The sequence below is a fragment of the Homoserinimonas flava genome (assembly GCF_054969005.1).
Genome location: NZ_JBUEQS010000001.1, coordinates 670,851 through 689,395, shown reverse-complemented (window position 1 = coordinate 689,395; position 18,545 = coordinate 670,851). Strand labels below are relative to the sequence as shown.

The window sequence follows — 18,545 nt, the reverse complement described above, 5'->3', positions numbered from 1 at the left end:
GTCAGCCGACGACGACGTCGAGCCCGAGGTCGAGCGATCGCACGCTGTGGGTGAGGGCACCGACGGAGATGAGATCGACGCCGGTGTCTGCGATCTCGGCGACGCTCGCGAGTGTCACGCCGCCGCTGGCGTCGACCATCGCGCGCCCGGCAACCATGCGCACTCCTTCGCGGAGTTCGTCGGGAGAGAAGTTGTCGAGCAGGATTGTGTCGACTCCTGCCGCGATGACGGCCTCGATTTGGTCGATGCGGTCGACCTCGACTTCGAAATGCACGGTGTGTCCGATGCGTGCGCGGGCATCGAGCAGGGCCTCGGTGAGGTCGCGCCCGTCGGCGGTGAGCACCGCGAGGTGGTTGTCTTTTGCGAGCACGGCGTCGGAGAGCGAGAACCGGTGGTTGTGACCGCCACCGCAGCGCACCGCGTGACGCTCGAGCGCGCGTAGGCCGGGCGTCGTCTTGCGCGTGTCGACAATGCGCGCCTGTGTGGTGCTGACGGCCTCGACGTAGCGTGCGGTTTCGGTGGCGATGCCGCTGAGTCGTTGAATGAGGTTGAGCGCGACCCGTTCGGCTCGCAGGACGGCACGCGCGTCGGCGACGACGGTCGCGAGAACGTCACCCGCCGCGAATCGTTTGCCGTCGTCGAGCTCGGTGACAATCTCCGCCTCGGAGTCGCACGCGATCATCGCGGCCGAGAATACCTCAATTCCGGCAAGAACGCCGGGCTCGCGCGCGGCAAGCACCGCCCTGGCGCGTGCACCCTGCGGAAGCAGGCTCTCACTCGTGATGTCACCCCACGGGGCATCCTCGGCCAGAGCCAACGCCACGATGGAGTCGATTGCCGTGTTGGTCAGCATGTGGTCTGTACCTCTCGTGTGCGTGGTATCGCGACGTCGGGCGCCGAGTCGCCGCGATGGTGTGCTCCGACCGATGCCGTCCGTGCTGCGGCCGCGGAGACGACCGCTCGCGCGATCGTGAGCAGATTGCGTGTTTCGTGGTCGGCGACGGTGTCGCCGGTGACGGTCGCAGCGGCGAGCACCGCACCGAGCTCGCCGAGGCCGGCCGTGTCGCGGTGCAGGCCCGCGTGATTCCACATGAAGTTCTGGAGTTCTGTGCGCGACAGCTCCACCGTCGGCGCAACCGTCGACGTGACCGTGTGCACGCGGCGGGGCTGGCGAGCGGCATCCGTCCACGGCGCGAACAACGCCTCGGCTGCGCGATGGGCGGTCACGAGGGTTTCGAGCAGTGAGTTCGAGGCGAGCCGGTTCGCGCCGTGCGCCCCGGTGCAGGCGGCCTCACCGACCGCGAACAGCCCGCGGATGCTCGTGCGCGCGTGCAGGTCGACCTCGATGCCACCCATCCAGTAGTGAGCCGCCGGTGTGACGGGCACCGACGTCATCGCCGGATCGAGGCCGTGTCGCTCGCAGAGGGCCAAGAACCCTGGGAATCGCCGCTGCAGCACGTCTCGGGATATCCCGGTCGCATCGAGGCGGACCGGGGCACCACCCTGGAGCTCCATCTGGCGGGCGATGGCCCTGGCGACAACGTCACGCGGGGCGAGTTCGGCATCCGGATGCACGCCGACCATGAATCGCTCGCCGTGGCTCGAGAGCAGTGTCGCTCCCTCTCCCCTGATGGCTTCGGTGACGAGAGGGGTGCCTTCGACCGCGAGAGCCGTCGGGTGGAACTGCACAAACTCCGCGTCAACGACGCGTGCACCAGCGCGCATCGCCGCCGCCACACCGTCACCGGTCGCCCCGTCGGGATTGGTCGTGTGGCGGTAGAGCTGGCCGATGCCGCCCGTCGCGATGATGACCGCGTCTGCAGCGATCGTGTCTGTCGCGATCGTGTCTGTCGCGATCGTGTCTGTCGCGATCGTGTCTGTCGCGATCCCGTCTGTCACCCCGTCGCGGAGCACGACGACGCCGGTGACGGCCCCCTCCCGAACGACGAGGTCGCGCACAAAGGCGTGCTCGATGACCGTCACAGGAGCCCGCCGCATTGCGCCCGTGAGGGTGGCGATGATCGCCCGCCCTGTCGCGTCGCCGCCAGCATGGAGCACCCGAGCGCTCGAATGGGCTGCCTCGAGCCCACGGGCGAGCGTGACTCCGTCGGCAGCCCGGTCAAAATCGATGCCGAGATCGATGAGGTCGCGGATGCGGTCGGGTCCCTCAGAGCACAGGATGGTCGCGGCTGCCGCGTCACTGAGACCGGCACCCGCGGCGAGGGTGTCGGCGATGTGCGCTTCGACGCTGTCGTCGTCGAAGAGCGCGACGGCGACACCACCCTGCGCCTTGAGGCTCGCACTCTCGCCGAGCGATGCCTTCGTGAGCAGGGTGACCTCGTTGCGGCTGTCGCGCGCGGCGACGAGGGCGGCCGTGAGCCCCGCGGCGCCTGATCCGATAACGATGACCCGATTTGGCATGATCAGCCTTTTGGCCTGGCGGCGAGCATCCGCTCGAGGGCGATCCGAGCCGGGGCAGCGACCCCAGGCTCGACGCTGATCTGGTTGAGCACCTCACCGCGCACGAGGGCATCAAGCACCCACGCCAGGTAGCCGGGGTGGATGCGGTACATGGTCGAGCACGGGCAGATCACGGGGTCGAGGCAGAAGATTTCGTGCTGCGGATGCTCCGCCGCAAGCCGCGACACCATGTTGATTTCGGTGCCGATCGCGAAGGTGCTCGGTTCGCTCGTCGCCGCGACGGCTTTCTGGATGTAGTCGGTCGACCCTGCCTCATCGGCTGCGTCGACGACGGGCATGGGGCATTCGGGGTGCACGATGACCCGCACCCCGGGGTGGCTCACGCGAGCGGCGTTGATCTGGTCGACCGTGAAGCGCTTGTGCACCGAGCAGAAGCCGTGCCACAGCAGCACCTGCGCGTCGGTGAGTTCGGCGGCGGTGTTGCCGCCGAGGGGCTTGCGGGGGTTCCACATGGGCATCCGCTCAAGCGGCACGCCCATGGCCTTCGCGGTGTTGCGGCCAAGGTGCTGGTCTGGAAAGAAGAGCACCCGCTGGCCCCGCTCAAAGGCCCACTCGAGCACCGTCTCGGCGTTCGACGAGGTGCAGACGATGCCGCCGCGTTCGCCGCAGAACCCCTTGAGCGCTGCCGAGGAGTTCATGTAGGTGACGGGGATGACGGGCACGCGGCCGTCGGCATCCGGCTCGGTGCCGTAGAGGGCTTCGAGCTGTTCCCAGCATTCAGTGACCGAGTCGATGTCGGCCATGTCGGCCATGGAGCATCCGGCGGCGAGGTTAGGCAGGATGACCGATTGCCCCGGCTGGGCGAGGATGTCGGCGGTTTCGGCCATGAAGTGCACGCCGCAGAACACGATGTGCTCGGCGTTGGGTTTCGACTGCGCGGCGTTCGCGAGCTGGAACGAGTCACCAACGAAGTCGGCGTATTCGATGATCTCGTCGCGCTGATAGTGGTGGCCGAGGATGACGAGGCGGTCGCCGAGCGTCTGCTTCGCCGCGCGGATGCGGGCGTCGAGTTCGAGGGCGCTCGCCGTGCGGTACTCCTCGGGCAGGCTTCCCTGGCGTGGTGCGCCGGCGGGGATCACGTCGCCCATCGAGGAGCCGGGGCCGTAGCCCGGCACCTGGTCGAAGTTCCACGGGGCGGAGGCGAGGTCGGGGCTGCAAACGGTGCCAGCCTGAGCGGCGCCTGCGGCGTCACGGCTCGTGAGGCGGATGCGTTGAATGGTCGTGTCGACTGAGGTCACGGGATGCTCCTGGTGCGGTGAAGTGCAGTGCTGAAGGTCTGGGGTGGGTGCGGTGGCGGGTGCTTAGCTGCCCCGTGGGCCGAGCGGACCGTGGTCGGCCATGTCGACGGCATCGTTGTAGCGGTAGAGCCGCGGTGGCCGGTGTCGTCCGCCGGTGACGACGGCGGCGGTGGGTTCGAGGCCACCGCTCGCCTCCATCTGGCGCCGGAAGTTCGCCGGATCGAGCGGTTTGCGCAGCACCGCCTCGTGCACGCTCCGCAGTTGGCTGATGGTGAAGGTGTCGCCGAGCAGGGCATGCGCGATGCGGCTGTACTCGACCTTGTTCCTGAGTCGCCAGAGTGCGTAGTCGACGATGGCGTTGTGGTCGAACGCAAGCTCCGGCAGGTCATCGGCGACGAACCAGCGCACGTTGGCGCCCTCGGCGACGCGGTCGGCCTGTTCGGCGTGCACGAGTGCCCAGTAGACGATCGACACGACCCGCTCCCCTGGGGATCGGTCGGGCGCTCCAAAGGCGTAGAGCTGTTCGAGATATTTCGGTTCAAGGTCGATCGTCGCCTTGAGGTTCCGGGCGGCAGCCTCGGCAAGCGATTCGACGCTGAGCAGCGGCCCGCCAGGCAGCGCCCACCGGCGTTCAAACGGCTGACGGATGCGGCGCACGAGCGGAATCCACAGTGTCGGTGCTCCCCCGTCCGGTGCTGGGCGGAGGGCGAAGATGACGGTCGACACGGCGAGGTCGATCGACTCGTCGTGCACCCCTGGCTCGGTCATCGCGGCATCCCACCTGTAAAGGTCGTTGTGACCTGAACAGAGTCTAGCACTTAGGGTCGTTACTACCCAAACTCGGAGGGTTCAGGCGGTCGGTGCGTCGACGGCGCCACCGAAGCGGCGATTGCGCGAGGCATACTGCTCGATCGCACCCCAGAGGTCGGTGCGGGAGAAGTCCGGCCAGAGCGTGTCGAGAAACACCATCTCGGCATAGGCGCTCTGCCACAGAAGAAAGTTGCTCGTGCGCTGCTCCCCCGATGAGCGCACGAAGAGGTCAACATCCGGCATCTCGGGGGTGTAGAGGTGCTTCGCGATCGTCTTCTCGCTGATCCCGCCAGGGCTGAGCCTGCCAGCGGAGACCTCCGCGGCGATCGCGCGCACGGCATCCGTGATCTCGTTCCGCCCGCCATAGTTGACGCACATTGTGAGGGTGAGGGTGGTGTTCTGTGCCGTCAGACGCTCGGCGAACTGCAACTCCTTGATGACGGATGCCCACAGCCGCGGGCGACGGCCAGCCCACCGCACCCGCACCCCCCACTCATTGAGCTGGTCTCTGCGGCGGTGCAGCACCTCCCGGTTGAAGCCCATGAGAAAGCGCACCTCGTCTGGCGACCGCTTCCAGTTCTCGGTCGAGAACGCATACACGCTGAGGTGCTTGACCCCCGCCTGGATGGCGCCAGCCACGACATCGAGCAAAGCGGCCTCCCCCGCGCGGTGCCCCTCGACCCGCGTGAGCCCACGGGCGTTCGCCCATCGCCCGTTGCCGTCCATCACGATCGCCACATGCTCGGGCACCGACCCTCGCGCGAAGACCGGCGGATGCTGCCCCGTCCAGTCGATGGGCTTGAACTCGACTGCGTCGCGGTGGGTCTTCTTGACGGGGGTCATATCGTCGCCTCCTCGGCGGATGGTCGCCTCACAGTGCGATCGACATGTTCGAGTGAACGCAACCGCCGCTCGATGTGGAACTGGGCGTACGCCGCGACGACGCCGCTCGCCTGCGACCGCGTGCGCTCGTCGGCGAGCTCCGCCGCATCCCAATCGCCGGAGAGGAGCGCGCCGAGCAGGCCCAGCGTCGCGGCATCGAGCCGCGGGGCGCCGGGAGGGGCGACCGCGTCACTCACAACGCCACCGAGCTGCACGACGAAGGCGGAGTGTGGGCCTGGAGCACCGGTCATGGCGCAGTCGTTGAAGCTCGGCGACCAGCCTGCGATCGAGAGCGCGCGAAGCAGGTAGGAGTCGAGCGTGAGGCTCGCACCGTGTTCGCCACGGGCGAGCGAGCGGAGCGCGCCGACAAGGAGCAGGTACTGCTGCAGGCTTCCATCATCTTCTGTGAGCTTGTCCGCCGTCTCGACCATGACGCTCGCGGCCGTGTACGCGCCATAGTCAGCCGTGATCGCCGAACCGTATGACCCGATCGAAACGGCCTGCGTGATGACATCGAGCGTGCGGCCCTCGAAGAACTGCGCGTCGGCCACCATGAACGGTTCGAGACGGGCGCCGAACTTCGATGCCGTGCGACGCACACCCTTCGCGACGGCACGGATCTTGCCGTGCTGGCGGCTCAACATCGTCACGATACGGTCGGCCTCGCCCAGCTTGTGGGTGCGGAGGACGACGACCTCGTCACGGTAGAGCGGCATCCCCCAAGTATCCCCCGCCGAGCCTCCCGAACCGGTGACCGCCGCATGCTAGAACTGGCTCCATGGAGCCAGTTCTCTTCACCATCCCGCTGTGGGCGGACCTTCTCGCCGTCGGTATCGGCTCGGTGATGGGCGCCATGTATGCGGCCGGCTTCAGAGACCGGCGGCTCGACCTGCTCGGGGTCGCCATCATCGGCGTCGCGACCGGCATGGGTGGCGGTCTGCTGCGTGACCTGCTGCTCAATGTGCCGCTCGCACCGCTCCACAGCAACTGGTACCTGCCGGTCGCCACTGGCGCAGCGCTGCTCGGGATGCTGCTCGAGCGTGTCCTCCACCGCGTGCGGCACATCCTCACGGGGCTCGACGCCCTCACGCTCGGACTCTTCGGGGCGATCGGCACAACAAAGGCGCTCGCCTCCGGCCTGCCCGAGATCCCCGCAATCTTCGTCGGCGTGCTCGCCGCGGTGGGCGGCGGCGTGCTCCGCGACATGCTGCTCGCGACCCCCATCGCGATTATGCAGGTCGGCTCGTTCTATGCGATCGCCGCATTCTCGGGTGCCGGATTGATCGTCGCCCTCGAAGCGCTCGGCGTGGCCCCCGCAGCCGCGTCGGTCGCCGGAGTCGCCGTGACGTTCGGCATGCGCATTCTCGCCGTGCTCTTCAAATGGAGCTTGCCAGAGCAGCGGAGGCTCACCCAGCTGCCGCGACTCCCCCGACCGTCGCGCCCCGCGTGGAGACGCGTGACACGACGGCCAGGAGGTCGAAGCGAAAGCTAACTGCCCGGTCTATGCGTTCGCGAGCGCCGCATCCTGGTGCACGGGATCGGCGCGAACGGCTCGGTTCACCGCTGAGACAATCGCCTTGAGCGACGCCGTCGAAATGTCGGCGTCGATGCCGACGCCCCAGAGGGTGCGACCGTTGACGCTGAGCTCGACATACGACGCCGCGAGGGCGTCGCCACCGGCGCTCATCGCATGCTCCTGATAGTCGAAGAGCGCGACATCGAGCCCGCCGCGGTCGCGCAGCACGTTGAGGAACGCTGCGATGGGTCCGTTGCCCGTCGACTGAACATCCGCGACAGTGTCGCCGACGCGCAGCTTGACCTGGAGTGACACCTCACCATCAAGATCGCTCGACGTGCGGGTCTGTGTTATCTCGAACCGGCCCCACTTGTGCTCGCGCTCAGACGCGGGCAGGTACTCGTCGTGGAAAATCGCCCAGATGGCGTCACTCGTCACCTCGCCACCCTCGGCGTCGGTCTTCGCCTGAACCACCCCCGAGAACTCGATCTGCAGTTTGCGCGGCAAATCGAGGGCGTGGTCGGCCTTGAGCAGGTAGGCAACGCCACCCTTGCCAGACTGCGAATTCACGCGAATCACGGCCTCATACGTGCGCCCGAGATCTTTGGGATCGACCGGCAGGTATGGCACAGCCCACTGGAGCTCATCGACCGAGACACCCTTCGTCTCAGCCTCGGCCGCCATGGCTTCGAAGCCCTTCTTGATGGCGTCCTGATGCGAACCGCTGAACGCCGTGTAGACGAGGTCGCCGGCCCAGGGGCTGCGCTCAGGCACCGGCAGTTGATTGCAGTATTCGGCCGTGCGCTTGATCTCATCGAGATTGCTGAAGTCAATCTGCGGGTCGATCCCCTGCGTGAAGAGGTTGATGCCGAGCGCGACAAGATCCACATTGCCGGTGCGCTCGCCATTTCCAAAGAGGCACCCCTCGATGCGGTCGGCACCGGCCATATACCCGAGCTCGGCCGCCGCGACCGCAGTGCCGCGATCGTTGTGCGGGTGCAGGCTGAGGATCACGTTCTCGCGATGGGCGAGATGCCGCGACATCCATTCGATCGAATCGGCATAGACGTTTGGGCTCGCCATCTCGACCGTCGCCGGGAGATTGATGATGACCTTGCGATCAGGGGTCGGCTCGAGCACTTCGAGCACCTGATTGCAGACGTCAACCGCGAACTCGAGCTCGGTGCCCGTGAAGCTTTCGGGCGAGTACTCGTAGAACACCTCGGTGCCGGCCGCGATCGACTCGGCGGCGCGGCAGAGCCGTGCACCCTCGAGCGCGATGTCGATGATGCCCTGTCGGTCGGTGCGGAAGACGACATCCCGCTGCAGGATGCTCGTCGAGTTGTAAAGGTGCACGATCGCGCGCTTCGCGCCCTTGATCGACTCGTACGTGCGGTTGATGAGCGACTCACGGGCCTGCGTGAGCACCTGGATGGTGACGTCATCGGGGATGAGATTTTCATCGACGAGTGTGCGCACAAAATCGAAATCGGTCTGGCTCGCAGAAGGAAAGCCAACCTCGATCTCTTTGTAGCCCATGCGCACGAGCAGTTCGAACATGATGCGCTTGCGCTCGGGGCTCATCGGGTCGATAAGCGCCTGGTTGCCATCGCGAAGGTCGACAGCGCACCAGCGCGGAGCCTCAGTGATTCGCTTCGATGGCCAGGTGCGATCTGACAGGTCAACGGTGATGAGCTCGTGGAATGGGCGATACTTCTGAATCGGCATTCCTGATGGAGCCTGGGTGTTCTTCATGGTCCTGGGGTTCTCTCTCGCTTGGTTCGGATCAGCCGACAACAAACACCGCGACGAGGGAGGCCTGGAGACTAGGACTCGTCGCGGCAGCTAAGGAGAAGCAGACCGAACAACACCCTTTCAGGGTAGCACCCTCCGCGCGCCCGGTCGCTGACGCTCGACCCTCGCAAAACGTTGGGTGGCGGATGCCGCGACCCCTCGCGAGACTGGGGACATGAGAATCAGCATGCGAGCGGGCGCCTCGGCGCTCATCGTCGGCGCCGCACTCCTGTTCACGGCGTGCGCATCGAGCGACGAACCGGAGACCATCATGGACGTGCCTGCAGCAGCCCCGACAAGCTCGGAGGTGCTCGGGCAGGGCACCGTGATCCAGAAGGGCGAGGGGGCCGTCGAATTCTGTCTCGGCGCCATCACCATGATCTACCCACCCGACTGCGGTGGCCCCGAGATTGTCGGTTGGAACTGGGACAGCGTCGATGGCGACGACACCGAAGGCACCACCACCTGGGGAACCTATGCGGTGCAGGGCACCTGGGATGGCGACCGCCTCACCGTGACGCAGCCCCCCATCATGCTCGCGCTCTATGACCCCATGGTGGTCGACGATCCCTATGTCGACCCCGCGAACGCCGGCACCTCAAGCGAGGCCGAACTGCTCGCCATCCAGACGGAACTCACCAAAAACGAGCCCGGCATACTCGGTTCGTACTCGCAGAACGGATACCTCTTCGTCGAGGTCATCCACGACGACGGCACCCTGCAGAGCCGGCTCGACACGAGCTACGGCCCCGAGGTCGTTGTCGTGAAGAGCCAGCTCGTCTCAGTGGAATGACCGTCAGTCCACCGCGAGTGCCGCGACGGGGCTCACCCGTGTGGCACGCCGTGCGGGGAACTGAGCGGCGAGCAGGGTGATGAGCGCCGCCCCGCCGATGACGACCACCACGAGCACCCATGGCACGGACGGCGGGGTGAGACCGGGGCTCTCGAGCGTGGCGCCGAGCAGCGACTGCGCGCCCGCCCAGCCGTAGCCGATACCCAGCACCATTCCGATGCCGAGCCCCGTGACCGTGAGCTGCACGCTCTCGGCCACGATCATGCCGCGGACCTGCCCGGCGGTGAACCCGAGGGCACGCAGGAGCCCGAGCTCGCGCGAACGCTGGAGCACGCTCAGGGAGAGCGTGTTGATCATGCCGAACGCGGCGATGACCGCGGAAAACCCGATCAGGACGCTGAAGACTCCAACGGTGATGATGAGGATCTCATCGACGCCCCCGTAGGTCTGAGGGTCTCGCTGCTGCGCCTCCCTGATCATGTCGATGTACCCCTGCGCGGCGACCGCGAAGGTCGTGATGAGCGTGACACCGATCACCAGGCCGATCGTCGTGCGCGTGCTGCGTTCCGGGTATCGCATTCCCCCCTCGGCGGCGAGCCGGGCGGGTGCGGTTCGGCCGAGCATCCGCCCGGTGAGACGGAGCACTGGCGGCACGATCATGTGCGCCCCCATCACGACCCCCGTAAACGAGACGAGCCCGCCGAAGAACGCGACGAGGAATCCGGCCGGCGAGATGAAGCCGATCGCGACCCCGCCAGCGAGGATGAGCATTCCGCCGAAGAAGAAGATGCCCGCGAACGTGTTGCGTACGGGCCGTCGCACGACCGCCTCACGCGAAGGCTCGACCGCGGCGCCCGTCGCCTGCATCGGCGAGACGTCGATCACGCGGCGTGACCCCACCCACGATGCAATCCAGGTCGAACAGACGACCATGATGGCCGGCAGCAGCACGAGCGGGTCGAGGAGCTCGTACTCGATGGCGGGGAGCGCACCAGTGGCGGCGGCGATCTGGGTCCCCCCAGAGACGAACACCACCCCGAGGAGGGTGCCGACCGCGGAGCCCGCGAGCCCGACAAGCAGCCCCTCCTTCGCGACGGCGCGACGCTGGGCCGTCGCCGTCGAGCCGATGAGCCTCATGAGTGCGATCGATCGCGTGCGGCCAGCGATGATGGTCGCGAACGTATTGGCGGTGATGATCGAGGCGACATACACCGCGATGATGATGAACACACTCGCCACCATCGAGAGCAGCAACTGCACCGACGCACGCGAGCTGACATCGTCATCGGCGATCACAGCGGCGAGCACCGCGGTGCCCTGGATGAGTGCGGCCCCGAACGCCGCGCTCAGTGCGGTGACGATCAGGCTTGCGACATGGTCCCGCTTGTTGCCGGTCATGCCGCACGCTCCATTTCCAACATGAACGTGCTGATCTCTTCGGCCGTCGAACGGCCGCGCTCTTCGACAACACGACCGTCGGCGAGAAAGAGGATGCGATCTGCGTGGCTCGCTGCGATGGGGTCGTGCGTCACCATCGCGATGCTCTGGCCGTAATCGCTGCTCGCCGCCGCGAGCAGCGCGAGCACCTCACGACTCGTGCGGGAGTCGAGGTTGCCGGTCGGCTCATCCGCGAAGACGAGATCGGGACGGGTCGCGAGCGCGCGGGCGATCGCGACGCGCTGTTGCTGGCCGCCACTGAGCTCGTGTGGCCTGTGGGTGAGGCGCGACGCGAGGCCGAGCGAGTCGACGAGCTCACTGATCCACGCGCGCTGCTCAGGCGTCGGGGTGCGCCCGTCGAGCTCGAACGGCAGGTGGATGTTGCCGGCGATGTCGAGCGTCGGCACCAGATTGAAGGCCTGGAAAACGAAGCCAACCCGCCGACGCCGCAGCACTGTGAGCTCGGAGTCGCCGAGGGAGGTGATCTCGGTGTCGCCGAGCCACGCGCGGCCAGAGGTCGGGGTGTCGAGCCCGGCCATGATGTGCATCAGTGTCGACTTGCCAGAGCCGCTTGGACCCATGATGGCGGTGAACTCGCCAGCCCGGATGCCGATCGAGACGGCGTCGAGCGCGGTGACGAGGCTCGAACCCGCGCCGTAGGACTTCGTGAGGGTGGCGACGCGGGCGACGAGGCCGGCGTCGGTATTGAGAAATGTCATGCCTTCGACGCTAAGGATCGAGGCCATGTCGACGCGTCGCTCGCACGTCTCGACCCGCTACATCGCGAGGATGATCGGGCCTACGCCGCGAGGCCATTCTCGTAGGCAAACACGACGAGCTGCACACGGTCGCGCAGTGACAACTTTGCGAGGATGCGGCTCACGTGCGTCTTCACGGTCGCTTCGCTGAGAAACTCCTGCCGCGCGATCTCCGCATTGCTGAGCCCCCGAGCGGCGAGCTGAAAAATCTCGCGCTCCCGCTCGGTGAGCGCATCGAACGTCGCCGGCTGCGCCGGCCGCGATTCGGTGCCGAAGTGCTCGAAAAGTTCGCGGGTCGCTGAGGCCGCGATGACGGCGCTCCCCGCGTGCACGGTGCGGATGGCAGCGAGCAAGAACTCCGGCTCAGCATCCTTGAGCAAGAACCCGCTCGCCCCGCCGCGGATCGCCCGGGTCGCCGCCTCATCGAGATCGAAGGTCGTGAGCACGATGACGCGCGGCACCGCGTCGCCGCGCTCCTCCGCCGCCGCGACGATGAGTTTTGTCGCCTCGATGCCGTCCATGACGGGCATCCGGATATCCATCAGCATGACGTCGGGACGGCGTTCGGCGGCCAACGCAACCCCCTCGACACCGTTCGCGGCCTCGCCGATGAACTCTAGGTCTGGCTGCGACTCGACCAGCATGCAGATGCCGGCACGAAAGAGCGCCTGATCATCGACGAGTCCGACGGTGATTCGCTCAGACATTGGGTCCTCCTGCTTCAATCCTGATGGGTATCCCTGCGAGCACCTGAAACTGCCCCCGCCTTGGTTCGGCGGTGAGCCAACCCCCGACGAGCGACGCGCGTTCCCGCATCCCGGCGAGCCCATGCCCCAGGGTGTCTGCCGACGGTGGTCGCTCTGGTGAGAGCGCGCTGTCGATCCGGAGAGTGAGCTCATCGACGCCCCACTCCAGCGCCACCGTGACGGGAAGCTCGGTGTCGCCGTGGCGCAGCGCATTCGTCAGCGCCTCCTGCACGATGCGATACACGGCGAGTTGCTGCGGTGTTCCCAACGGCACGGCGTCGCCCTCCGTATCAAAGTCGACCTGCAGCCCAGACGAGCGCACCTGGTCGATGAGTCGATCGAGGTCGGCAAGGGTTGGCTGCGGACCCTCACTCTGGCTGTGTCGCAACTGCCCGAGCAGGATGCGCACATCCCCGAGCGCTTCACGCGCGGTGGTCGAGATGGTCGAGAGTGCGGCCGCCGCAGCCTGCGGCTCCGTATCGATCGCGTAGCGCGCACCATCGGCCTGGGCGATCACAACGGCGAGCGAGTGCGCGACCACGTCGTGCATGTCTCTGGCGATGCGGTTGCGCTCCTGCTCGACAATCGCAATGCGACGCGCCTGCTGCTCCTCGAGCTCGGCGCGGACCTGGGCCTCGCGGCTCAGGCGCGCCGCCAAGCGGGTGCGGGCGAGCAGACCGAGCGTCCAGCTAATGCCGAAGAGCGCGAGGAACCCGACGAGGCATGCCACGAGGGCAAACATGAGGTCGGGCATCCGTTCGACGACCGGGCTATTGAGGGGGTCGACCAGGCTCGAGAAGAAGAGGATGAAGACCATATACGCCGTCGCAACGAGCGCGCCTCCGCCCGCGGAGATGAGGCCGATCCACTTCATCCGGGTCGAACCGTAGGCGGCCGTCGCATAGAGCACCGGCAGAATCGCGAGGTTCGCGGCGTCGGGAGAAAGGCCGGCCGCCATCTGCACGACAGCTCCGACCCAGGCAATCGCGAGCGCAATCCCCGGCGACAGGCGCCGGACTGCGAGTGCCGTCCCCATCGCGAGGATCATGAAGATCTCGGCAGCCACCGAGAGCTCAGCCGAGAACCCGATCGCGAAGCGCAGAAGCACGCAAAGCACCGCAACGACGATGTCGAGGGTGAGTTGGCGCGCGGTCGGCTTGCGGAGCATCCCCCAACGCTACGGTGTCGCCGGCGACGATCCGGCGCATCTCCCCCCAGTGGCAGGCAAGATCATCCTCCGGATGTACGCCGCCGCCGCCGGGATGCATCGGCGGCGAGCGTCAGGGCGTCAGAACCCCAGGCGCCCCAGCTGCTTGGGGTCGCGCTGCCACTCCTTGGCGACCTTCACGCGCAGCGAGAGGTACACGGGCGAGCCGATGAGCGGTTCGATCTGGGCACGGGCCCTCGCACCGACATCCGCGAGTCGGGAGCCTTTGTGCCCGATGATGATGCCCTTCTGGCTGTCACGCTCGACGAACAGGTTGGCGAAAATCTCAACGAGGTCCTTGTCGTCGCGCTCGACGATGTCATCGATCGTCACCGCGATCGAATGGGGCAGCTCATCTTGCACACCCTCAAGCACGGCCTCGCGGATGAGCTCTGCAACGCGATCCTCGAGCTGCTCCTCCGTGACCGCCTCCGCCGGGTAGAGCGGGGGCGAAACGGGCATGAGGGCGATGAGCTCGGCAGTGAGCACGTCGAGCTGCACATTCGTGAGCGCCGACACCGGGATGATCGTTTGCCAGTCGCGAAGCTCGGAGACGGCGAGCAGCTGCTCGGCAACCGCGGTCTTTGAGGTCGTATCGAGCTTGGTCACAAGCGCAACCTTCTTGGCGCGCGGAAACGCGTCGAGCTGCTCGTTGATGTATTTGTCGCCTGGACCGATCTTTTCGTCGGCGGGCACGCAGAAGCAGATCACATCGACCTCACCGAGAGTGTCTTGCACGACCGAGTTGAGGCGCTCGCCGAGCAGGGTGCGTGGCCGGTGCATGCCAGGCGTGTCGACGAGCACCAACTGACCGTCGGGGCGATGCACAATGCCCCGGATGGCGCGGCGGGTCGTTTGCGGCTTGCTGCTCGTGATCGCGACCTTCTCGCCGACGAGCGCATTCGTGAGGGTGGACTTGCCGACGTTCGGGCGGCCAACGAAGGTGACGAACCCTGAACGATACTCGGCCGCTAGAGGCGATGATTCGGTCACGATTGCTGCTTTCCGTCGTCGGCGAAGGCATCCTGCACATTGATGAGCGCCTCATCACGCTCCACGATCACGGTGGCGAGCCGTTTGTGTCGGCCCTCGATGCGGTCAGCCGTGAGAATGAGCCCAGATACCGTCGTGGTGTCGCCCGTGCTCGGGAGCCGGTCGAGCCCCTTTGTGAGCAGACCGCCGACCGAGTCAACGTCGTCATCATCGAGGTCGAGGCCAAAGATTTCACCGAGCTCGTCGACGGGGAGACGCGCGACGACGCGGTAGCGGCCGCCCCCAAGATCTTTGATCTCTTCGAGCGTGCGGTCGTATTCGTCGGAGATGTCACCGACGAGCTCCTCCATGAGGTCTTCGAGCGAGACGAGACCAGCGATGCCACCGTATTCGTCGACGACCATCGCGAGATGGTTCGACTCGAGCTGCATCTGCCGAAGCAGGTCATCGGCCTTCTGCGATTCGGGAACAAAGAGCGCGGGCCGCGCGATCTCCGCCATGGTGATCGTGTCGAACCCGAGCGGTTGTTCGTGGCTCAGCCTGGCGACATCGCGCAGGTAGAGCACCCCGAGCACCTCGTCGACGTCGTCACCGATCACCGGAATACGCGAGACGCCCTTGCCGAAGAAGAGTGCGAGGGCCTCGAGCACCCCCGCCTCACCCTCGATCGTGACCATGTCGGTGCGCGGCACCATGACCTCGCGGATCACCGTTTGATTGAACTCAAAAATAGAGTGGATGAGCTCGCGGTCTTGCTCCTCGAGCACGTCGAGCGCCGTGGCTTCGTCGACCATGCTGAGCAACTGCTGCTCCGAGCTGAAGGTGACCGTGCGTGAGCGGCCCGGCGTGACACGGTTGCCAACGGCGACGAGCGCCGAGGCAAGCGGGCCGAGCAGCACCCGAATGGCGTGAAGGAGCCACGCGAACATCTGGATGATGGTGCGGGCATGTTCTCGGCCAACAGAGCGAGGGCTCGACCCCACGAGCACGAACGATGTGACGATCATGACGAGCGCCGAGCACAGCAGCGCCCACCACCACTCTTCGAACACCGTGGCGAAGCTCATGGTCACCAACACCGCCGCCGTTGTCTCGGCCGTGACGCGCATGAAGTTAACGGCGTTGACGTGCGCTCCGACATCCGCGGCGATCGCAAGGAGCGACGCACGAGACCGCGAACGATTCGCCATTTCTTGGAGGTCGTTGCGCGAGAGCACCCCGAGAGCGGCGTCGGCTGCGGCGAGGAGTCCGCCGAAGCCCACGAGCGTGATCGCAGCGACGACGAAGATGACGGTCACTTGCGCCGCCGCTCCTGCAGTGAAAACCCGACGAGGATGTCGCGCTGGATGCCGAACATCTCTCGCTCCTCCTCCGGCTCCGCATGATCGAACCCGAGCAGGTGGAGGATGCCGTGCGTCGTGAGCAAGAGAAGCTCGTCGAGCAATCCGTGACCGGCCGCGTCGGCCTGCGATTGCGCGACCTGCGGGCAGAGCACGACGTCGCCGAGCAGCCCGGCTGGGGTCACCGCGTCTTCCGTGCCGGGGCGCAACTCATCCATGGGAAAGCTCAGCACATCGGTGGGCCCCGGCTCGTCCATCCATTGCACATGGAGCTGTTCCATGGCGGCCTCATCGACGAGCACGATCGAAAGGTCGGCGTCGCCGTGCACGTGCAGCTCGTCGAGCGCGTACGCGGCGAGACGTTGCAGCGCGGTTTCGTCGACCGTCACGACCGACTCGTTGTTGATTTCGATGCTCACCTTGTGCGTCCTCTGCGTTCGTATTCGTCGCGCTGCAGTTCCGCGTCGTAGCGGGTGTAGGCGTCGACAATGCGGCCGACGAGGGTGTGTCGCACAACGTCATCGCTCGACAGCGTCGCGAAGTAGATCTCGTCGATGTCGTCGAGCACGGTCGTGACGAGCTTGAGCCCGCTCGACCCCGTCGGGAGGTCCATCTGTGTGATGTCGCCGGTCACAACCATTCTCGAGCCGAAGCCGAGCCTGGTGAGGAACATCTTCATCTGCTCCGGCGTCGTGTTTTGCGCCTCATCGAGGATCACGAAGGAGTTGTTCAGCGTGCGCCCGCGCATATACGCGAGTGGCGCGACCTCGATCGTACCGATTGCGAGCAACTTGACGACGACCTCTGGGTCCATCATCTCGTTGAGGGCGTCATACAGGGGCCGCAGGTAGGGATCGATCTTGTCGGTGAGGGTGCCGGGCAAAAACCCGAGCCGCTCGCCTGCCTCGACCGCCGGGCGGGTGAGGATGATGCGCTCGACCTCTTTGCGCTGAAGGGCCTGCACCGCCTTCGCCATCGCGAGGTACGTCTTGCCGGTGCCGGCCGGGCCGATGCCGAAGACGACGGTGTGCTCATCGATCGCGTCGACATAGGCCCGCTGCCCCGCCGTCTTGGGGTGCACCGATTTGCCGCGGCTCGTGAGGATGACCTGACCGAGGACATCCGTCGGCCTGAGACCAGAATCTCCCGCGAGGATGCGTGCGGATTCGGTCACATCTCCCGCGCCGAGCTCGCGGTCATCGCGGATGAGGGTGACGAGTTCTTCGACGAGCGAGCGCGCGGCCCGCACGTCATCGTCCGGGCCCTCTAGCGTGACCTCGTTGCCACGCACATGGAGATCGACGAGCGGGTGCTGTGCCTCAATCGTGCGAAGGAGCCTGTCGTTGGGGCCGAGCAGCCGCACCATCGCGACACCGTCGATCTGGATGACGTCGCGCCGCACCGATGAGGCGGGGTCTGCAGAGTGGTCAGTTGGCAAGGGTCTCTTCCGTCAGGGTGCCGCCGAGGACGTGCGCGTGAACATGGAATACGGTCTGCCCCGCCTTCTCGCCCGTGTTGAAGACGAGCCGGAACTCCCCATCGCAGTGCTGTTCGGCGAGTAACTTCGCTGTCGCAACAATCTCGGCGAGCAGGGAGGGGTCGGATGCCGCGAGCTCCGTGACATCACGGTGGGCCTGGGTTTTCGGCACGACGAGCAGGTGCACCGGAGCTTGCGGCGCGATGTCACGAATCGCGATGAGCGAGTCGCTCTCGAAGAGGATCTCGGCCGGGATCTCGCGGTTGATGATGCGGGTGAAAATCGATGGTTCGGCTACGCCAGACATGGGTCCAGCTTAAGCGCAAACCCTGGAGAGCGCTTCGTCACCAACGACCAAGTCGAGCGTTGAGCACCGCGATCGCGGCGGGGCCGGCGGTGCTGGTGCGGAGGATGCCGTCGCCGAGCCGCACGGCGCTGGCGCCAGCGCGCTCAAGTAGCTCGAGTTCGTCACCGTCGATGCCGCCCTCCGGGCCGATGACAAGCACGAGGTCCCGGTCGTCGAGGGCGAGCGCAGACACGGCCGTCGTCGCGGTCGGCTCAAGCACCACAACGTGGCAATCAGCGGCGCGGCGCGCGAGCTGAGCGGTCGATTCGACCTCGTGCACCGACGGCACTCGCGCCTGCATCGACTGTTTCGTCGCCTCCCGCACGATGGCGCGCCAACGTTCGACGCCCTTCGCACTCTTCGCGGCATCCCAGCGCACGATCGACCGTCGAGCCGCCCACGGCACGACGGCATCGACCCCGAGTTCGGTGGCGGCCTGCACGGCCGACTCGTCGCGCCCGCCCTTCGCGAGCGCCTGCACGAGCGTGATCGTCGGACTCGGCAGCGGATGCCGCACCACCTCGCTCACCGTGATGCTGAGCTTCGAAGGCTCGGCGAGCACCACAACACCCGCAACGACGAGACCGTCGCCGTTGCCGATCGACAGTGTCTCGCCGACGCGAATGCGGCTCACCGCAACCGCATGCTTCGCCTCCGCACCCTCGATCGACACGGTCGAGCCCGGCTCGGCATCAACGAGCGCCTTGGCGAGATAGAAGTGCGCCAT

General features: G+C 66.4%; 19 protein-coding genes. 2 read left to right on the top strand and 17 right to left on the bottom strand.

What is annotated here, in order from left to right:
• Nucleotide 1: 1 nt before the first annotated feature.
• From nadC to recO, 6 genes are all read right to left on the bottom strand, one after another.
• A complete protein-coding gene (nadC, locus tag ACY48M_RS03290) occupies nucleotides 2-853 on the bottom strand; it encodes a carboxylating nicotinate-nucleotide diphosphorylase (protein WP_462818808.1) in 852 nt (283 codons plus the stop codon).
• Nucleotides 847-2,421, bottom strand: a complete 1,575-nt coding sequence (nadB, locus tag ACY48M_RS03285) for an L-aspartate oxidase (RefSeq protein WP_462818807.1) — start codon at nucleotides 2,419-2,421, stop codon at nucleotides 847-849. Before nadB ends, nadC begins: the two co-directional genes overlap by 7 nt.
• A 2-nt stretch (nucleotides 2,422-2,423) precedes the next feature.
• Complete coding sequence (gene nadA / locus ACY48M_RS03280; RefSeq protein WP_462818806.1) at nucleotides 2,424-3,719, bottom strand: quinolinate synthase NadA; 1,296 nt, start codon at nucleotides 3,717-3,719, stop codon at nucleotides 2,424-2,426.
• 63 nt (nucleotides 3,720-3,782) lie between these two features.
• A complete protein-coding gene (locus ACY48M_RS03275) occupies nucleotides 3,783-4,487 on the bottom strand; it encodes an NUDIX hydrolase (RefSeq protein ID WP_462818805.1) in 705 nt (234 codons plus the stop codon).
• An 81-nt stretch (nucleotides 4,488-4,568) separates the two neighbouring features.
• Nucleotides 4,569-5,372, bottom strand: coding sequence for an isoprenyl transferase (locus tag ACY48M_RS03270; protein WP_462818804.1), 804 nt, complete (start codon nucleotides 5,370-5,372; stop codon nucleotides 4,569-4,571).
• A complete protein-coding gene (gene recO, locus ACY48M_RS03265) occupies nucleotides 5,369-6,127 on the bottom strand; it encodes a DNA repair protein RecO (protein WP_462818803.1) in 759 nt (252 codons plus the stop codon). Before recO ends, ACY48M_RS03270 begins: the two co-directional genes overlap by 4 nt.
• 62 nt (nucleotides 6,128-6,189) lie before the next feature.
• Here recO and ACY48M_RS03260 point away from each other — a divergent pair, with 62 nt between their 5' ends.
• Nucleotides 6,190-6,903, top strand: a complete 714-nt coding sequence (locus ACY48M_RS03260; RefSeq protein WP_462818802.1) for a trimeric intracellular cation channel family protein — start codon at nucleotides 6,190-6,192, stop codon at nucleotides 6,901-6,903.
• A 9-nt stretch (nucleotides 6,904-6,912) separates the two neighbouring features.
• Here the strand turns inward: ACY48M_RS03260 and leuA are convergent, their stop codons facing one another.
• Nucleotides 6,913-8,682, bottom strand: coding sequence for a 2-isopropylmalate synthase (gene leuA, locus ACY48M_RS03255; RefSeq protein ID WP_462818801.1), 1,770 nt, complete (start codon nucleotides 8,680-8,682; stop codon nucleotides 6,913-6,915).
• A 214-nt stretch (nucleotides 8,683-8,896) separates the two neighbouring features.
• Between leuA and ACY48M_RS03250 the strand changes: the two genes are divergently transcribed.
• Complete coding sequence (locus tag ACY48M_RS03250) at nucleotides 8,897-9,514, top strand: hypothetical protein (RefSeq protein WP_462818800.1); 618 nt, start codon at nucleotides 8,897-8,899, stop codon at nucleotides 9,512-9,514.
• Nucleotides 9,515-9,517: 3 nt separating this feature from the next.
• Here the strand turns inward: ACY48M_RS03250 and ACY48M_RS03245 are convergent, their stop codons facing one another.
• From ACY48M_RS03245 to ACY48M_RS03200, 10 genes are all read right to left on the bottom strand, one after another.
• A complete protein-coding gene (locus tag ACY48M_RS03245; protein ID WP_462818799.1) occupies nucleotides 9,518-10,912 on the bottom strand; it encodes an ABC transporter permease in 1,395 nt (464 codons plus the stop codon).
• Nucleotides 10,909-11,670: an ABC transporter ATP-binding protein gene (locus tag ACY48M_RS03240; RefSeq protein ID WP_462818798.1), complete on the bottom strand. Its 762-nt coding sequence runs from the start codon at nucleotides 11,668-11,670 to the stop codon at nucleotides 10,909-10,911. Before ACY48M_RS03240 ends, ACY48M_RS03245 begins: the two co-directional genes overlap by 4 nt.
• An 80-nt stretch (nucleotides 11,671-11,750) precedes the next feature.
• On the bottom strand, nucleotides 11,751-12,416 hold the full coding sequence (locus ACY48M_RS03235) for a response regulator (RefSeq protein WP_462818797.1): 666 nt from the start codon (nucleotides 12,414-12,416) through the stop codon (nucleotides 11,751-11,753).
• A complete protein-coding gene (locus ACY48M_RS03230) occupies nucleotides 12,409-13,623 on the bottom strand; it encodes a sensor histidine kinase (protein ID WP_462818796.1) in 1,215 nt (404 codons plus the stop codon). The genes ACY48M_RS03235 and ACY48M_RS03230 overlap by 8 nt, the downstream gene beginning before the upstream one ends.
• A gap of 120 nt (nucleotides 13,624-13,743) precedes the next feature.
• Nucleotides 13,744-14,655: a GTPase Era gene (gene era / locus ACY48M_RS03225; protein ID WP_462818795.1), complete on the bottom strand. Its 912-nt coding sequence runs from the start codon at nucleotides 14,653-14,655 to the stop codon at nucleotides 13,744-13,746.
• Nucleotides 14,652-15,953, bottom strand: coding sequence for a hemolysin family protein (locus ACY48M_RS03220; protein ID WP_462818794.1), 1,302 nt, complete (start codon nucleotides 15,951-15,953; stop codon nucleotides 14,652-14,654). Before ACY48M_RS03220 ends, era begins: the two co-directional genes overlap by 4 nt.
• Complete coding sequence (gene ybeY / locus ACY48M_RS03215) at nucleotides 15,950-16,414, bottom strand: rRNA maturation RNase YbeY (RefSeq protein WP_462818793.1); 465 nt, start codon at nucleotides 16,412-16,414, stop codon at nucleotides 15,950-15,952. Before ybeY ends, ACY48M_RS03220 begins: the two co-directional genes overlap by 4 nt.
• Nucleotides 16,411-17,361 carry a PhoH family protein gene (locus tag ACY48M_RS03210; protein ID WP_462819248.1) on the bottom strand — a complete coding sequence of 317 codons (951 nt, stop codon included), beginning with the start codon at nucleotides 17,359-17,361 and terminating at the stop codon, nucleotides 16,411-16,413. The genes ybeY and ACY48M_RS03210 overlap by 4 nt, the downstream gene beginning before the upstream one ends.
• 61 nt (nucleotides 17,362-17,422) lie before the next feature.
• A complete protein-coding gene (locus tag ACY48M_RS03205; RefSeq protein ID WP_462818792.1) occupies nucleotides 17,423-17,779 on the bottom strand; it encodes an HIT domain-containing protein in 357 nt (118 codons plus the stop codon).
• Nucleotides 17,780-17,816: 37 nt separating this feature from the next.
• Nucleotides 17,817-18,545, bottom strand: coding sequence for a 16S rRNA (uracil(1498)-N(3))-methyltransferase (locus ACY48M_RS03200; protein WP_462818791.1), 729 nt, complete (start codon nucleotides 18,543-18,545; stop codon nucleotides 17,817-17,819).

Excerpts from the sequence above, each read along its gene's own strand:
- nadC (WP_462818808.1), bottom strand. The coding sequence starts at position 853 with ATGCTGACCAACACGGCAATCGACTCCATCGTGGCGTTGGCTCTGGCC.
- nadB (WP_462818807.1), bottom strand. The coding sequence starts at position 2,421 with ATGCCAAATCGGGTCATCGTTATCGGATCAGGCGCCGCGGGGCTCACG.
- ACY48M_RS03275 (WP_462818805.1), bottom strand. The coding sequence starts at position 4,487 with ATGACCGAGCCAGGGGTGCACGACGAGTCGATCGACCTCGCCGTGTCG.
- ACY48M_RS03270 (WP_462818804.1), bottom strand. The coding sequence starts at position 5,372 with ATGACCCCCGTCAAGAAGACCCACCGCGACGCAGTCGAGTTCAAGCCC.
- recO (WP_462818803.1), bottom strand. The coding sequence starts at position 6,127 with ATGCCGCTCTACCGTGACGAGGTCGTCGTCCTCCGCACCCACAAGCTG.
- ACY48M_RS03260 (WP_462818802.1), top strand. The coding sequence starts at position 6,190 with ATGGAGCCAGTTCTCTTCACCATCCCGCTGTGGGCGGACCTTCTCGCC.
- leuA (WP_462818801.1), bottom strand. The coding sequence starts at position 8,682 with ATGAAGAACACCCAGGCTCCATCAGGAATGCCGATTCAGAAGTATCGC.
- ACY48M_RS03250 (WP_462818800.1), top strand. The coding sequence starts at position 8,897 with ATGAGAATCAGCATGCGAGCGGGCGCCTCGGCGCTCATCGTCGGCGCC.
- ACY48M_RS03245 (WP_462818799.1), bottom strand. The coding sequence starts at position 10,912 with ATGACCGGCAACAAGCGGGACCATGTCGCAAGCCTGATCGTCACCGCA.
- ACY48M_RS03240 (WP_462818798.1), bottom strand. The coding sequence starts at position 11,670 with ATGACATTTCTCAATACCGACGCCGGCCTCGTCGCCCGCGTCGCCACC.
- ACY48M_RS03235 (WP_462818797.1), bottom strand. The coding sequence starts at position 12,416 with ATGTCTGAGCGAATCACCGTCGGACTCGTCGATGATCAGGCGCTCTTT.
- ACY48M_RS03230 (WP_462818796.1), bottom strand. The coding sequence starts at position 13,623 with ATGCTCCGCAAGCCGACCGCGCGCCAACTCACCCTCGACATCGTCGTT.
- ACY48M_RS03210 (WP_462819248.1), bottom strand. The coding sequence starts at position 17,361 with ATGGTGCGGCTGCTCGGCCCCAACGACAGGCTCCTTCGCACGATTGAG.
- ACY48M_RS03205 (WP_462818792.1), bottom strand. The coding sequence starts at position 17,779 with ATGTCTGGCGTAGCCGAACCATCGATTTTCACCCGCATCATCAACCGC.
- ACY48M_RS03200 (WP_462818791.1), bottom strand. The coding sequence starts at position 18,545 with ATGGCGCACTTCTATCTCGCCAAGGCGCTCGTTGATGCCGAGCCGGGC.